A 14,561-nucleotide genomic window follows, 5' to 3' on the forward strand; every position below is an offset into this window, starting at 1 on the left:
GCGGCCCTGTCGCGGCGCAGGAAGATGTCTGGCGCCGCGTGCCAGAACGGTGCGGCGCCAGGATCGCGGTTATTTGCCGGACAGGATCTTGTCGTAGACGCCGGCGGTGTCCTTTTCGTAGAGCGCGCCGGTGATGACGTTGAAGCCTGGAGGAATGCCGCTGGCGGCCATGTTGGCCAGCGACAGCGCGACATAGCTGGTCGCCTGCGGATCTTGCCACTGGCCGGCATTGACGTAGCCGTTCAGCACTTCCTGCGTGGTGTCGAGCGAATTGCCCCAGCCCACGACCGGGATTTCGCCGGGCTTGATGCCGACCTGGTCGAAGACCCGCTTGATCGAGCCGGTGACGAGATCGCCGAGGCCGATGATGGCCTTCACCTTGCCCTTGTGGGCGGTGAGGTAGTCGACCATGCGGTTGATCACCTCGGCCTGGTCGAGTGTCGCCTCGGTGACTTCATAGGTGACGCCGAGTGGGCCGAAGACGCTCTTGATGCCTTCTTCCTCCTGGACGCCGTAGGTGGCGCCGGGGATCTCGACCGGCATCCAGACGAAGTCGCCCTTCTTCACCAGGCCCTTGTCGACCAGATACTGCGCCCAATGCTTGCCGAAGGTGACGTTGTCGCCGCCGACATAGGCATTGAAATTGGCCTTGGGATCGGGCGTGTTGAAGTTGATGATCGGGATGTTGGCGGTACGGGCTTCCTTGACGATTTCGACGAGGCTGCCCGGATCGGGGCTGGTGGTGACGATGCCGTCGGCCTTGGCCGAGATCGCGGCGCGAACCGCTTCCTGCTGGGAGGCGACATCGCCATTGTGGAACGAGGTGTTGACAGTGTTGCCGGTGTCCTTGGCCCATTGCTTGGCGCCGGCCAGGAAGTAGGTCCAGACCGGATCGGCCGGGCCGCCATGTGAAATCCAGTAGAACGTCTTGGCCTGGGCGGCTGCCGGTAGGACCGTCAGCGCGACCAGCAGGCCGTAGAGCACAAGTCTTAGTCTTGTCAGCATTTGATTTCCTCCCGGTTGAAGATGATCCGTCCCTTGTTCCGGCTTCAGCCGGATTGCGTCTTTTGCCAGCGCCGCTCGGATGCCCAAGAGCATTCTCTTTTTCGGCGGATGGCAAGCCTCCATCTGCAGATGTAGTTGGCGCCTGACGCAGCGCCATCAACGGACCCATCAGATTGCATCAGTTGGGGTGAGTTTTCAGCGGCAGTCGGTGATCGGCTTGGCCTTAGCGGAGCGTCTTGACGGAGGCGCAATGCTCAAAGCTAGAGCAGGCCGGCCTTGGCGAGGTCGCGCATCAGATGGCTGGCGCCGTATGTCCAGTGCGGGCAATCGGGCGACAGCCGCACCCGGTTGACCAGCGCGCCGAATTTTTCCGACGAGATGGTGACGATGTCGCCGACCTTGTGGGTAAAGCCCTTGCCCTTTTCGCCGCGATCCTTCGAGGGCACGAACATGGTGCCGAGATAAAGCGCCAGCCCATCCGGATATTGGTGATGCGGACCCATGGCAGCGGCGACCAGTTCTTCGGGCGAGCGGCTGATCTCGGCCATCGAGCTTGCGCCCTCCAGCGAGAACCCATCCTCGCCTTCGACCTTCAGGCGCACGACGGCGCGCTTCACGTCGTCGATCGAGAATGCGTCGTCGAACAGGCGGATGAAAGGACCGAGGGAAGCCGACGCATTGTTGTCCTTGGCCTTGCCGAGCAGCAGCGCCGAACGCCCCTCGACGTCACGCAGATTGACATCGTTGCCGATGGTGGCGCCGACGATCCTGCCGCTGCTGGCGGCGATCATGGCGATCTCCGGCTCCGGATTGTTCCAGGTCGACACCGGGTGAAGGCCCACATCGGCGCCGAAGCCGACAGAAGCCATCGGCTGGCACTTGGTGAAGATTTCCGCATCCGGGCCGATGCCCACTTCCAGATATTGCGACCAGGCGCCGCGCGAAATCAGCTTGGCCTTGATCTCCATCGCTTCGGGCGAACCGGGCTTGAGCTTCGAAAGGTCATGGCCGATCAGCCCGGCAATGTCGGCGCGGATGGCGTCGGCCTTTTCCGCCGAGCCGCGCGCCTGTTCCTCGATCACCCGTTCGAGCAGGCTGACGACGAAAGTCACGCCCGATGCCTTGATGGCCTGCAGGTCGACCGGGGACAGGAGGTATGGCTTTGCCGGATCACGCGTGGCCTCGAAACTGTTGGCCGCGATGTCATCGAGCGAGCCGATCGGCTTGCCCTCGGCCGAGCGCACATGCGCTGCCGGATCGGCCATCTCGCAGATATCGCGCACGGTCGGCGCCGCGCTTGAGGTGATGTCGAAGATGGTGCCGTCACGTACCGTGACCACCAGAGGATGCGAGGCATCGCTGCTCTTGGCGCGGCCGACAAAAAGGCCCTCAATAGGCAGACGCGTCGGGTTTGTCATGCGTGCGGTCCCTCTGATCATCGAAATGCGGGCTTGCCAGGTCGGCGCGGCACTTTCCCCGGATTCCGCCCAAAGGTCTATCCCATTCGACGGCGATTCAGACCGCCGTCTCGTCCATGAAATTCCGGCTTTCCGACAAGCGGGTCTGCGGCGGTCATTGTCAAAACCCGACTGGTTCATTTCAAGAGTGTGAAACCTCTGGGTGTTTCATGTGGCCCGTTCAAACCTTGTCGAAACGGTTTCAGCAGATGCCAGTCACAACCCACCCGCGGGATTTCGCTTGACAGTTTCACGAATATGAAAAACTCTTCGGTAATTTCAAGATTTGGGTGAGCCGGTCGATGTCGACCCTAGTTGCGGCACAGGTGTCCGAGACCCGGTCTTCGTCGGGCTTCCGGTTCGCCATGCTGCTGCCGGGCGCGCTGGTCACCTTCCTGCTGATCCTGTTTGCGCTTGGCCTCGTGCTTTTCCTGGCCTTCCGCGGCAATGACGGTTCGCTGCTGGGCAGCGGCTTCAGCCTGGCGAATTTCGCCACCGTGGTTTCCGATCCGCTCTACTGGACGGTGACGCTGCGCTCGCTGGTGATCGCCGGGCTGGTGACCCTGGCCACGGTCGTCACCGCCTATCCCGTCGCCTACTACCTTGCCTTTTACGCCGAGCGGCGGCGTGGCCTGTTGTTGTTCCTGGTGACACTACCGTTCTGGACCAGCTACTTGCTGCGCGTCTTCGCCTGGAAGATCGTGCTCGCCTATAACGGCGTGCTGAACTCGGCGCTGATCGAAAGCGGCATCTGGTCCCAGCCGACATTGGCGTTTCTCAATACGCCAGCGGCTGTCGTCGTCACGCTTGCCCACGCTTATGCGCCGTTCGCGATCCTGCCGATCTATGTGGCGCTGGAGACCATTCCGAAATCGCTGATCGAGGCCGCTTCAGACCTTGGCGCGCGGCCGTTCACGTCCTTTCGCCGGGTCGTGCTGCCGAACTCGATGCCGGGCGTCCTGGCCGCGGCCCTGGTCGTCTTCGTGCCGACGATCGGCGACTATGTCACGCCGGCGATGGTCGGCGGACCGGCCAGCACCATGATCGGCACGCTGATCCAGTCGCAGTTCGGCAAGGCCAACGACTGGCCGTTCGGCGCGGCCCTTTCGGTCTGCGTCATGCTGGTCATCCTGGTCGTGGTGCTGGTCGCACGCGGCGCCGACCGCAGGTATGGCAGCCGCACATGAGAGTGGAACGCCTCGGCACGCAACGAAATGGCCGCTGGCTAGGCCTTTATGTGCTCGCCTACCTCGTGTTTCTCTATCTCCCGGTCCTGCTGATCCCGCTGTTTTCCTTCAACGATTCCATCCAGGCGGCATTTCCGCTGCAGGGCTTCACGCTGCAGTGGTACGCGATCCTTTATGGCAATTCCGCCCTGTCCGGCGCGCTCCTGAACAGTCTCGTCATCGGCGCCATCGCGGCCTCCGGCGCCACGCTGTGCGGCATCACGATATCCTATATGGACCTCTACGGCCGCTCGCCATTGGCCGCCACCATCAGCGCCATCGCACGGCTGCCGATCCTCATTCCAGGCGTCATCGTCGGCATATCGCTGCTGATCCTGGTCAACCTCGTCGGCCTAGGACCGTCGCGTGTCGCCATCGTGCTCGGCCATATACTGGTGGCGCTGCCAACCACCGTGGTCGTCATGCGCAGCCGCTTCGCCGCCATCCCCAGGACGGTTCGCGAGGCGGCGCTCGACCTTGGCGCCTCCGACTGGACGACGTTCCGGCGCGTCATGCTGCCGCTCAGCCTGCCCGCCGTGCTGTCGGCCTTCATGCTCGCCTTCCTGATCTCCTTCGACGAATTCATCGTCGTCTTCTTCCTTGCCGGCACCGAGCCGACACTGCCGCTCTACATCTGGAGCCAACTGCGCTTCCCACGGTCTCTGCCCACCGTCATGGCGCTGGGGACGATGATCCTGGCCGTGTCCTTCATCATCGCCGGCACAGCCGAGTTCCTACGCCATCGCGGGCTCGGTGCGGTGCGCCGGATATCCGCCAGTCCAGCCTGATCACAGCACGCCAACCACAACAAAGAAGAGGAGAACGAAAATGGCATTCCACCTGAAATCGATATCCGGACACAAAGTCCGGGCCGGCCTTGCCGCACTGGTGCTCGCGCTGTCCTCGACCGTGGCGCTGGCGGCCGAGAAGCTGCAATACTTCACCTGGTCAGGGTACGAGCTGCCCGATTTCAACAAGAGCTTCCTCGCCGCGCATCCCGATGGCGTCGAGGCCTCCATCTTCGGTGACGATGACGATGCCTTCACCAAGGTCAAGGCAGGCTTCCGCCCCGACATAGCGCATCCCTGCTACGACAAGGTGGCGCGCTGGAACAAGGAAGGCCTGCTGCAGCCGATCGACACCAAGCGCATCAAGAACTGGGATTCGGTCTTCCCCGTGTTCAAGAACCTGCCCGATTTGCAGGCGGGCGACGGCAAGGTCTGGATGGTGCCGTGGGACTGGGGCAACACCTCGATCCTCTACCGCACCGATCTGGTGAAGAACCCCGAAGCGAGCTGGAAACTTCTGTGGGACAAGCAGTATGCCGGCCGCATGGCGACCATCGACGCCGTCCACGACACGCCCATCGTCGCGGCACTGCTTGCCGGCGTGAACCCCTTCGACATGACTGCGGACCAAATGGACAAGGTCGCCGAGAAGCTGCGCGAACAGCGCCCGCTGCTGTCGAGCTACACCACCGATATGACTTCGGTCGAGCAGGCGCTGGCCAGTGGCCAGCTGGTCGCCGCCATGACCTGGAACGCGTCGGCCACTTCGCTGAAGAAGCAGGGCGTGCCGGTCGAGTTCATGAGGCCGAAGGAAGGGATGCTGACCTGGGCCTGCGGTTTCGTCATGCTCAAGGACGCCAAGAACGTCGATCTCGCCTATGACTTCATCAACAGCCGGCTGGACGCCGAGTCGGGCAAATTCCTGATCCAGTCCTATGGCTATGGCAGCTCGCTCTCGACTGCCTTCGCCGGTGTGCCGAAGGACGAATTGGAAAAGCTCCAGCTGCCGTCCGACCCTGAAGTGATGCTGAAGAGCACGATCTTCACCGGCCCGATGAAGCAGAATGACGATGTCGCCAAGATGTTCGAGAAGGTGAAGGCCGGCGGGTGACGCTGGCCAGCCTTGTTGGAGGCGATTGGATTACTGAAGTTTGCGCCGCCGCTCATCCGCCTGCCCCTTCTCCCCGTAATAGAGACGGGGAGAAGGGGACTGGCCGCAACGTCGGCGACCCCCTCTCCCCGTTTTTCACGGGGAGAGGGTAAGGGTGAGGGGCAGCGCAAACGTGCGAACGACAATGCTGCGTTGCTCGATAAGGATGCGGCAAACGAGGACCGATGCATGGACATGCTGGACGAACAGGCCGAGAAACCCAAGGACGATGCCGACGTTCGCGTCGGTCGGCGGGTGCGGGCCCTGCGGCTCGAGCGCCGCCTTTCGCTGGCGGAGCTTGCCGCCAGGGCGGGCGTGTCGATCGGCGCGCTCAGCCAGATCGAGCGCGGCATGTCTTCGCTGCGCGTCAAGGTGATCTGGCCGCTCGCCGCGGCTCTGGACATCGAGCCGTCGGCGCTGATCGCCGACGGCGACGATGCCGCCAACGATCTCTACTGCGTGCGTGCCAACAGCCGCCGCGCCATCCCGGTGAAGTCGGAGGGCATCGCCAAGGCGCTGCTGTCGCCGCCGGGCGCGACGCTGACCGGCATGCTGGTAACGGTGGAAGCCGGCGGCGGCACCGCGGAAGCCTATGCGCATGTAGGCCATGAGTTTGGCTACGTATTGGCCGGCGAGGTCGAACTGGTGGTGGATTCGACAAAATACGTGCTGAAGACCGGCGACAGTTTTGCCTTCAAGAGCACGCTGTTGCACGCTTTCCGCAATCCTGGCGGCGAGGAATGCCGGATCCTCTGGGTCAACACCACGAAACCGTCCGAGGTTCGCGATGGCGCCTGATCCGCTCGTCCGCCTGCAGGCGGTATCGAAGATTTTTCCCGGCGGTATCGTCGGGCTCGACGCCGTCGATCTCGACATCATCAGCGGCGAGTTCATCACCCTGCTCGGACCATCGGGCTGCGGCAAGACCACCAGCCTGCGCGTCATTGCGGGCTTCGAAAGCCCGTCGAGCGGCGCGGTGCTGCTCGACGGCCGCGACATCACCGAGCTTCGACCTTACGACCGGCCGGTCAATACCGTGTTCCAGGACTACGCGCTGTTCCCGCACATGAACGTCGCCGAAAATGTCGGCTTCGGTCTGTCGCTGCGCAAATTGTCCGGAGCCGAACAGGCAAAACGCGTCGGTGAAGCCCTCGACATGGTCGGCCTCGCCGACAAGCTTCGTGCCCGCGTTTCCGAACTCTCCGGCGGCCAACGCCAGCGCGTCGCGCTCGCCCGCGCCATCGTCTGCGAACCGCGCGTGCTCTTGCTCGACGAACCGCTGTCGGCGCTTGACGCGCATCTGCGCGAACAGATGCAGGTCGAGTTGAAGCGGCTGCAGTCGCGGCTTGGCACCACCTTCGTCATGGTCACCCATGACCAGACCGAAGCGCTGTCGATCTCCGACCGCATCGTCGTCATGAACAAGGGCCGCATCGAACAGATCGCGCCACCGGCGGTACTGTACGACCGGCCCGCCACGACGTTCGTGGCGAGCTTCATCGGCACCATGAATCTCCTGCAGTCCCGGTTTGTCGGCCGCGACGGCGATCGCCTGCGTTTCGCCGCCGGCGCCCTGGCGCTGGAGGCAACTTCTGAAACTGGGAAGTCACCCCGGCAAGGCGAAGTGCGGACCATCGGGGTGCGCCCGGAGGACTTGCTGGCAACGACCGAGGCCGCGCCGAGCACGGCGCCGGCGCGCGTCAACAGCGTCGTCTTTCATGGCCGCACGCTGCGGCTGCATGCCGAACTCGACCAAGGCGCACCTATTGTCATCGATGCGCCGCGCCAGGCGGAGGGTTTCCAATTCAGCGTCGGCGACGTCGCGCATATCAGCCTGCGCCGTGGCGCCAACTGCCCTATGCTGCCTGGCTGACCTGCTCCATCGGCGGCTACAGGCAGTCGGCAACGGCCGCGAATACGCCGACTGGGGTCCATGACTTTCTCGAGGTCAAGGGCATCGGATGCGGGCTGGGGCTTCGAAGCAATCCACGCTTGACTCAAAGAGATGTTCCTGTTTTGTTCTAACGCCGGAGCAAAATGGGAGCGTTCCTTGGCGAGCGTACGCGTATGTACCAAGGCGAGTTCGATTTCGGAATTCCAGAGCCGCCATGGCGGCCTAAGCGGCCGGAGCGCGTCTTCTACGGCTTGTTTCTGCAGCAGAAGGACTATTCGCGGTTTGCGGATTGTCAAAGCCAGCTGTGCGGCCAATGTGAGATAACCGGCTCACGTCTGCTGTATCACCGGTTTCACGTCAGCCTGCAACATGTCGGTGATTACAAAAGGCTGCCAGAGAAAATCATCTTCGCAGCGGCCCGATCGGGGCGACGCATCGCGATGTCTGAGTTTGATGTCACCTTCCGTCATTTCAGGAGCTTTCCCGGTCGCCCGGCGACGAGGGGCCGCCCGGCCAAGCATCCTTTCGTGCTTCTCGCCGATGACGGACCGGTTTGTGAATTGAGCAGGAAGCTCGGCGCTGAAATGTCGCGCGAAGGACTCAAAGCTTCAGACGGTTTCGTTCCACATTTGACGCTGGCCTATGACCAGAAACTTATTCCGCAACAGCCTATCGGCCCAATCAGCTTTGTCGCCCGGGAGTTCGTTCTTGTGCACAGCTTGCGCGGACTGAAGAAGTACGTTTTCCCGGACTGTTGGCCGCTCAGTGCGATGTGATGCGCCGATCGCTCGCCCTCAAACCGTCGTCACAGAGCCGCGCTATGTCTATCGTCCTGACAAAGCTTGTCAGCTGTCGTGCGGGCAAAGCTGGCGGACTGGCGAGCGCTTCCCTACTTCGAGTGCGTCGGAACAGGAGGAAGACAAATGACCGTCGCGGAAATTGCCAAGGATTTCACCGAACTGCTCAGGCGGGGCGACAACGAAAGTGCCGCTCAGAAGTACAATGCTGACGAAATCGTCAGCTATGAAGCCATGGAGGGCCCTATGGCCGTCTGCAACGGCAAGGAAGCCGTGAAACAGAAGGGCCAGTGGTGGCAAGAGAACAACGAAGTGCACGGCGGCTCCGTCGAAGGCCCGTATGTCAACGGCGACCAGTTCGCGGTGCGCTTCACGTTTGACATAACGCCCAAGGCTACGGGCGAGCGCGTCACCATGGATGAGGTTGGCCTGTACACAGTCAAGAACGGCAAGATTACCGAAGAGCGCTTCTACTATTGAGGCAATGCCGCCGGCTTTCCGGAGTCTGCTTTCTTCGCTGCAGGCGAAAAACGAGCATGGCGGCCGGGGCAATGCCCTGGCCGTTCATGCGAGGTTCAAATCATCTTCACATGGGATGCGGGCGCTGGCAAAGCGGGAAGGGCGGTTTAGGGTGCAGGACGGATTCGACAATCAGCAGGGAAGCGCGCTTTGACGATCACCATATATGGCATCACCAACTGTGACACGATCAAGAAGGCACGCGTCTGGCTGGAGAGCCATGACGTGCCTTATCGTTTCCATGACTATCGGGCCGACGGGATTGAAGCGGGCAGGCTGAATGGCTGGGTCGGCAAGGTCGGCTGGGAAAAGCTCCTCAACAAGGGCAGCACCACGTTCCGCGAACTGCCGGAGACAGACAAGCAATCGCTCGACGAAAAGCAGGCCAAGGCGCTGATGCTGGCCAGACCGACGATGATCAAGCGGCCGGTGCTGGAGGTCGGTGACAGTGTTCTCGTCGGGTTCAAGCCGGATGCTTATCAGCAGGTGGTTGGTGCAAAGTAGATAGGTGGCGATCCTTCGCGCCCCCCTCTGTCCTGCCGGACATCTCCCCCACAAGGGGGGAGATTGGCAGCTCCGCTGTCGGACCTTCGTCTTCAACGTTGAAAATTGGCGAAAGCCATCGCGACATCGATCTCCCCCCTTGTGGGGGAGATGTCCGGCAGGACAGAGGGGGGGCGGCGCTGTCCCGCCAGCTTTCGAAAACCGCTTCAATCCCCGCGCAAGTACCCCGCCAGCGCCACTGCATTGTTGTGCGCCTCGTCATGCGCTCCGTAGAGCAACGTCACCCGGCCTTTATCAAGCAGAGCGCGCAACACCGTCACCGCATCGTCATTGCTATCCAGCTCGGCTCGATACCGCCGCTGAAACTCTTTCCAACGCGCTGGCTCATGGCCGAACCATTTGCGCAGGTCGTCGCTCGGTGCGATGTCCTTCAGCCATAGCGTCAGCGCGGCGTCCTCCTTGCTGACGCCGCGCGGCCAGATGCGGTCGACCAGCACCCGTTGTCCGTCACCGGGCGCCGGTGGCTCGTAAATCCGCTTGACCGCCAATTCGAGGGCCATGGAAAGCTCCGAAAGCCAAGGGGCGTCGTCAGGCCCACTCGCCCTTGCGCATCACAGGCACGCGGCTGCCGTCCTTGTTGACGCCGTCAATGTCGATCTTGTCCGAACCGATCATCCAGTCGATGTGGATGAAGCTCTTGTTGCCGCCGCGCGCCGCGATCTCGTCCTGGCTGAGCGAGGCGCCATTGACGAAGCATTTCGAATAGCACTGACCGAGCGCGATGTGGCAGGCGGCGTTCTCGTCGAACAGCGTGTTGAAGAACAGCAGGCCGCTGGCCGAGATTGGGGAGGAATGCGGCACCAGTGCCACTTCGCCGAGGCGGCGTGCGCCTTCGTCGGTGTCGAGCACTTTCTTCAAGACATCCTCGCCCTTCGACGCCTTGGCCTCGACGATCCTGCCTTCTTTGAAACGCACCGAGATCTCGTCGATCAGCGTGCCCTGGTAGGACAGCGGCTTCGTGGAGGAGACATGCCCCTCGACGCGCCTTGCATGCGGCGTGGTGAAGACTTCCTCGGTCGGGATGTTGGGGTTGCAGGTGATGCCGTTCTTGGCCGTCGAGGCGCCGCCTATCCATTCATGGCCGTCCGCCAGCCCGACCGTCAGGTCGGTGCCCGGGCCGGTGAAATGCAGGGCGTGGAAGTTGTGGCCGTTGAGCCATTCTGTGCGGCCGCGCAGCGCTGCGTTGTGCGCCTTCCAGTTGCCGATCGGATCCTCGACATCGACGCGCGAGGCGGCGAAGATGGCGTCGGCAAGCTTCGCCACGGCGACGTCGTCGGCGTCATCCGGGAAGACTTGCCTGGCCCAGGCCAGATCGGGATAAGCGATAATGTTCCAGTTGATATCGAAGCCGGTGATCTTTTCCAGCGCCGGCTGGTAGGCCACCGAATTGGCCTTGTTGGCGCGCGCCACCTTGGCCGGGTCCTGCGCCGACAACAGCGAGGGATCCTCGCCGCGCACGGCAAGCCGGGCCGCATTGTTGGAGAAGGCCTCCGCCATGCCCTCATACAGCCAGCCGGCGGCGCGGTCGAAGCCGGCGTCGGCGCCGAAGCGGTAGCGCGCCAGCGTTATCTCGTCATCGTTGAAGATCGGCGTCACTAGTCCGGCGCCGGCCTTGTAGGCATGCTCGACGATGCGCCTGGTCAGCGGCAGTGCTGCGATCGACGATGTCAGCACCAGATCCTGTCCCGGTTGCAATTGCAGGCCTACCTTGATGGCGACCTCCGCCAGCCTGTCGAGCTTCACCGGGTCGATCGTTGCGGAAACGCCGCGCGAATGTGTGGTCATGATCCTGCCTGTCGTAGTGGGATGTCTCGTTCAACATAGACCGGTGCCACGCTGCTTTCCACCGCGTTCGTGCCAGCGGGTCCTGCAGTCACCGATCCGAACTGTGCCATCGTCGCCTCGATCTCTTGCCGGATCCAGACCTTGAAATCGCGGACCTTGCGGCTCTCCGCCTTGGCCGACGAGGTCACCAGCCAGTAGCCGAGCCCGCTTTGGGCGCGGACCCCGAACGGCGCCACAAGCCGCCCGTCGGCCAGTGCATCGGCCGTCAGCAACTGCCAGCCCAGCATCACGCCATGGCCGGCGATCGCCGATTCCAGACACAGCATCGGATCGGTGAAGCGCGCGCCTTTCTGGAAGGTGACGGGCGGAACGCCGGCGGCGGCGAACCAGCTTTCCCAGTTGATCATCGCCCGTTCGTCGGTGATGGCGCAGGTCTGCGCCAAATCTTCGATCGATTGCAATTTGCCAGCGATCGATGGCGCGCAGACCGGGAAGATCTCCTGCGCCAAAAGCAGTTCTGCTCGCCCGCCCGGCCATTTGCCGTCGCCAAGCCGGATGGCGATGTCGATGTCCGAGTGATCGAGATCGGTGAGCCGCACCGAGGCGTCGATGCGCAGCAGCACGTCGGGATGCCGGGCGAAGTGGCGCGACAGCCGCGGCAGCAGCCATTTCGAGGCGAAGGCCGGTGCCACCGAAACCACCAGCGTGCATTGGGTCGCTTCGTCCGCCATCGCCACCGCGTAGGCAAGCTCGCGAAACCCCGCGCCGAGGCGGGTGGCGAAGATGGCGCCGAATTCGGTCAGGACCAGACCGCTCGCCGTACGCTCGAACAGCGCCTGGCCGAGTTGCTTTTCGGTGCGGCTTATCTGCTGGCTGACGGCACTGACGGAAACGTTGAGCTCGCCGGCGGCCGCCGCCAGCGATCCGAGACGGGCGACGGTTTCGATGGCGCGAAGGCCATTGAGATGGACGCGGTTGAGCATGGCCATTTGAGTTTTTCTAAACCGATCCGACCGGAATCTCAATTGAAAGAGAGACCGAAACGGCTGACCTTGTTGAGGGGAGACAGATCCACGGAGCCGGAAATGCTGAGGATGCTGTCGTCGCTGAAGGTCATGTTCGCCGCGAATGCGTCGCATGAGCCACTCTGCGACCGCGATACGCAGAGGTGGGTGACCGATCCGCTGTCGCATCCGGTGCTGAACGCCATGTCGCAGCGTGAACTCGCTGACGTGCCGTTCAGGCTGACGGCGCGGCGGACCGTGCATGAGACCGCTTCATTTCACGTCGATTTCGGTGGACGCTGCTGAGCGGACGCCACGCGTTCGGGATCAAGCAAAAGTCGAGCGGAGCATGGCGCGCTGAGGCCCCGCTGGCCCAATGAAAGGCGGATTGTTTCGGCGGTCGCTGCATTTATTGTGCGCTGCAATGAAATCGGCCAACTCCACAGCGCTGCGCTTCGCCTTCGCCGGCATGATTGCCATGGCCGTCGCCATGGGCATCGGCCGTTTCGTTTACACGCCGATCCTGCCCGGCATGATGGAAGAACTGCATCTGTCGCCGGCCAATGCCGGGTGGATCGCTTCCGCCAATTACCTCGGCTACCTTGTCGGGGCGCTTGCCGCGGCTGGCGGCTGGGCGCATGGGCGCGAGCGTTTGCTGATGCTGACAGGTCTTGGCGCCAGCACCGTGCTTGCCGCGCTGATGGGGCTGACCGACACAATGGTCGCCTTTCTCGTCATCCGTTTTCTGGCGGGTCTCGCCAGCGCCTTTGTCATGGTGTTCATGGCCAGCATCGTTTTCAGCCATATTGCCGCCGCCGGTCGTGGCGACCTGCAGGCCTGGCATTTTGGCGGCGTCGGCCTTGGTATCGCGATATCGGCGGCGATGATGGCGGTGCTGGTCACTGGGCATGCCGGCTGGGCGGCCGGCTGGCTCTGGTCGGCGGCCATTTCGGCATGCGGTTTCGTGGTCGTCGCGCTCTTGGCAAACGAGGGCCCGCTCGCCAATGGCGAAACGAGCCGCGAGCCGGCACTGCCGAAAGACCGGTCGCTGAGGAAGGTCATCGTCGCCTACGGCCTGTTTGGGTTTGGCTATGTGGTGACCGCGACATTCCTGGTCGCCATCGTCCGGCAAGGTGGCGGCAGCCGCGTTTTCGAGGCCATGGTATGGATGGTCGCCGGCCTCGCCGGCTTTCCCTCGACCTGGCTCTGGCAGAAGATCGCCACGCGGATCGGGCTCTATGGCGCCTATGCGCTGGCGTGCTTCATCGAGGTGATTGGCGTCACCGCCAGCGTGGCGCTTGGCGGATATTCGGGGCCACTGCTTGGCGGCCTGCTGCTCGGCGGCACCTTCATTGCCATCACCGCGCTCGGCCTGCAGGCAGCGCGGCAGCAGGCGCCAAGGGCGCCCCGGCGCATCTTTGCCTTGATGACGGCGTCGTTCGGCCTTGGCCAGATCATCGGCCCCATCGCCGCCGGGTTTCTGGCCCAGATGTCAGGCGATTTCTTTCTCGCTTCGATCGTCGCCGCGGCCATGCTGATCGTTTCCGGCGTCATCACCTGGTCGGCCGCGCCAAAATCGGGTAGTGTCTCAGTTTGAATTTCCAAGCAGGTACTCAAACTCCCATTCGCCTAAGCGGGAAAGCTGGAAGGCGATATCGTTCCACGTCTCGCCCTCAACCGCACAACGTTCGCTCAGGAAACTCTCCAGCTCTACATGATCGAACCTAGGCATGAAGATTACGCCGCCGCCTGAAAAGACCTTTTCTGTCTGGGACCGCAGAAACCTATTTGTCGAGCAAACCGTTGCCGTGAACGCGTCTGACCCTTCCTTGCCTGCTTCGCCAGCGTAGAAGTCTATTTCAACCAAGAAGTCAGCGGGATCGTCTGGAAGCCAAGTGGCCGGGTCTTCCCCCAATATGGCGGAGTTTGTAAAACGGTAGCCTCTGTACTCGGCCTTCATGAGACAGGCACCTTGAGTTTCTTGTACGGTCCGCGCTTGCCCGGTTTCGGCGCGACGGCGTCCATCATTCCGCAGAGATCGTCCATCGACCACAACGTTGCCGACACGCCAGCGGCCATTGCCGGCGACATTTTCAGCGTCTTGTGAACGCGGATGAAGTTGTACCAAACCGTGTACAGCGCGACCATATGGACGTGGTTATCGAACTTCTTCGAAAACGCGTTGGTCAAGCGAGTGAAGCGGCGCATCTGCATCCGCATGGTGAGGTTCTGGCGCTCGACGTGCGACGTGCTGACGTGCGCCAGGTCGGGCTGGCCTTCGATGCGGGTCTTCTTCGCGCCAGTGCATACGGCGGGGCTGTAGCGGCGTTCCTGTGGCACCGCCTTGCCTTCCGGCTCGCCATACAATTCAG

At 62.6% G+C, this 14,561-nt stretch carries 16 protein-coding genes and 1 pseudogene; 10 read left to right on the forward strand and 7 right to left on the reverse strand.

Annotated features, from left to right (window positions below; translation table 11 throughout):
- Positions 1 to 69 precede the first annotated feature (69 nt).
- Together FJW03_RS03130 and FJW03_RS03135 are read right to left on the reverse strand one after the other, a co-directional pair.
- Positions 70 to 1,005 (reverse strand): substrate-binding domain-containing protein, encoded by a 936-nt coding sequence (locus FJW03_RS03130; RefSeq protein WP_140607295.1) that lies wholly within the window; start codon positions 1,003 to 1,005, stop codon positions 70 to 72.
- Between the two features lie 260 nt (positions 1,006 to 1,265).
- Positions 1,266 to 2,423 (reverse strand): fumarylacetoacetate hydrolase family protein, encoded by a 1,158-nt coding sequence (locus FJW03_RS03135; RefSeq protein ID WP_140760687.1) that lies wholly within the window; start codon positions 2,421 to 2,423, stop codon positions 1,266 to 1,268.
- A 341-nt stretch (positions 2,424 to 2,764) separates the two neighbouring features.
- On the opposite strand from FJW03_RS03135, the gene FJW03_RS03140 reads away from it, so the two are divergent.
- From FJW03_RS03140 to FJW03_RS03175, 8 genes are all read left to right on the forward strand, one after another.
- Positions 2,765 to 3,649 (forward strand): ABC transporter permease, encoded by an 885-nt coding sequence (locus tag FJW03_RS03140; RefSeq protein ID WP_140760690.1) that lies wholly within the window; start codon positions 2,765 to 2,767, stop codon positions 3,647 to 3,649.
- Complete coding sequence (locus tag FJW03_RS03145) at positions 3,646 to 4,476, forward strand: ABC transporter permease (protein ID WP_140760693.1); 831 nt, start codon at positions 3,646 to 3,648, stop codon at positions 4,474 to 4,476. The genes FJW03_RS03140 and FJW03_RS03145 overlap by 4 nt, the downstream gene beginning before the upstream one ends.
- 40 nt (positions 4,477 to 4,516) lie before the next feature.
- Positions 4,517 to 5,587 (forward strand): ABC transporter substrate-binding protein, encoded by a 1,071-nt coding sequence (locus FJW03_RS03150; RefSeq protein WP_140760695.1) that lies wholly within the window; start codon positions 4,517 to 4,519, stop codon positions 5,585 to 5,587.
- Positions 5,588 to 5,815: 228 nt separating this feature from the next.
- On the forward strand, positions 5,816 to 6,424 hold the full coding sequence (locus FJW03_RS03155; protein ID WP_140760698.1) for a cupin domain-containing protein: 609 nt from the start codon (positions 5,816 to 5,818) through the stop codon (positions 6,422 to 6,424).
- Positions 6,414 to 7,499 carry an ABC transporter ATP-binding protein gene (locus tag FJW03_RS03160; RefSeq protein ID WP_140760700.1) on the forward strand — a complete coding sequence of 362 codons (1,086 nt, stop codon included), beginning with the start codon at positions 6,414 to 6,416 and terminating at the stop codon, positions 7,497 to 7,499. The genes FJW03_RS03155 and FJW03_RS03160 overlap by 11 nt, the downstream gene beginning before the upstream one ends.
- A 164-nt stretch (positions 7,500 to 7,663) precedes the next feature.
- Positions 7,664 to 8,296, forward strand: coding sequence for a 2'-5' RNA ligase family protein (locus tag FJW03_RS03165; RefSeq protein WP_226890572.1), 633 nt, complete (start codon positions 7,664 to 7,666; stop codon positions 8,294 to 8,296).
- Between the two features lie 147 nt (positions 8,297 to 8,443).
- On the forward strand, positions 8,444 to 8,797 hold the full coding sequence (locus FJW03_RS03170; protein WP_140760703.1) for a nuclear transport factor 2 family protein: 354 nt from the start codon (positions 8,444 to 8,446) through the stop codon (positions 8,795 to 8,797).
- Between the two features lie 189 nt (positions 8,798 to 8,986).
- Entirely contained in the window at positions 8,987 to 9,340 is a 354-nt protein-coding gene (locus tag FJW03_RS03175; protein WP_140760706.1) for an ArsC family reductase, read from the forward strand.
- 206 nt (positions 9,341 to 9,546) lie between these two features.
- Here FJW03_RS03175 and FJW03_RS03180 read toward each other — a convergent pair whose 3' ends face one another.
- From FJW03_RS03180 to FJW03_RS03190, 3 genes are read right to left on the reverse strand one after another with little or no spacing between them, the layout of a single operon-like run.
- Positions 9,547 to 9,900 (reverse strand): DUF488 domain-containing protein, encoded by a 354-nt coding sequence (locus FJW03_RS03180; RefSeq protein ID WP_140760708.1) that lies wholly within the window; start codon positions 9,898 to 9,900, stop codon positions 9,547 to 9,549.
- Between the two features lie 28 nt (positions 9,901 to 9,928).
- Entirely contained in the window at positions 9,929 to 11,185 is a 1,257-nt protein-coding gene (locus tag FJW03_RS03185) for an aminopeptidase (protein ID WP_140760711.1), read from the reverse strand.
- On the reverse strand, positions 11,182 to 12,174 hold the full coding sequence (locus FJW03_RS03190; RefSeq protein WP_140760713.1) for a LysR substrate-binding domain-containing protein: 993 nt from the start codon (positions 12,172 to 12,174) through the stop codon (positions 11,182 to 11,184). The genes FJW03_RS03185 and FJW03_RS03190 overlap by 4 nt, the downstream gene beginning before the upstream one ends.
- A gap of 96 nt (positions 12,175 to 12,270) precedes the next feature.
- On the opposite strand from FJW03_RS03190, the gene FJW03_RS03195 reads away from it, so the two are divergent.
- Both FJW03_RS03195 and FJW03_RS03200 read left to right on the forward strand, forming a co-directional pair.
- Positions 12,271 to 12,495: a hypothetical protein gene (locus FJW03_RS03195; protein WP_140760716.1), complete on the forward strand. Its 225-nt coding sequence runs from the start codon at positions 12,271 to 12,273 to the stop codon at positions 12,493 to 12,495.
- Between the two features lie 118 nt (positions 12,496 to 12,613).
- Complete coding sequence (locus FJW03_RS03200; RefSeq protein WP_140760719.1) at positions 12,614 to 13,786, forward strand: YbfB/YjiJ family MFS transporter; 1,173 nt, start codon at positions 12,614 to 12,616, stop codon at positions 13,784 to 13,786.
- On the opposite strand, the gene FJW03_RS03205 is transcribed toward FJW03_RS03200, so the two are convergent.
- Entirely contained in the window at positions 13,778 to 14,149 is a 372-nt protein-coding gene (locus FJW03_RS03205) for an Imm8 family immunity protein (protein ID WP_140760722.1), read from the reverse strand. The two genes, FJW03_RS03200 and FJW03_RS03205, sit on opposite strands and share 9 nt — an antisense overlap.
- Positions 14,146 to 14,559: pseudogene (locus FJW03_RS03210) on the reverse strand (IS1 family transposase); the annotation flags it as partial. The gene FJW03_RS03205 and the pseudogene FJW03_RS03210, both read right to left, overlap by 4 nt.
- Between the last annotated feature and the right edge of the window lie 2 nt (positions 14,560 to 14,561).

It is taken from the genome of Mesorhizobium sp. B4-1-4 (assembly GCF_006439395.2).
Classification (GTDB): Bacteria; Pseudomonadota; Alphaproteobacteria; order Rhizobiales; family Rhizobiaceae; genus Mesorhizobium.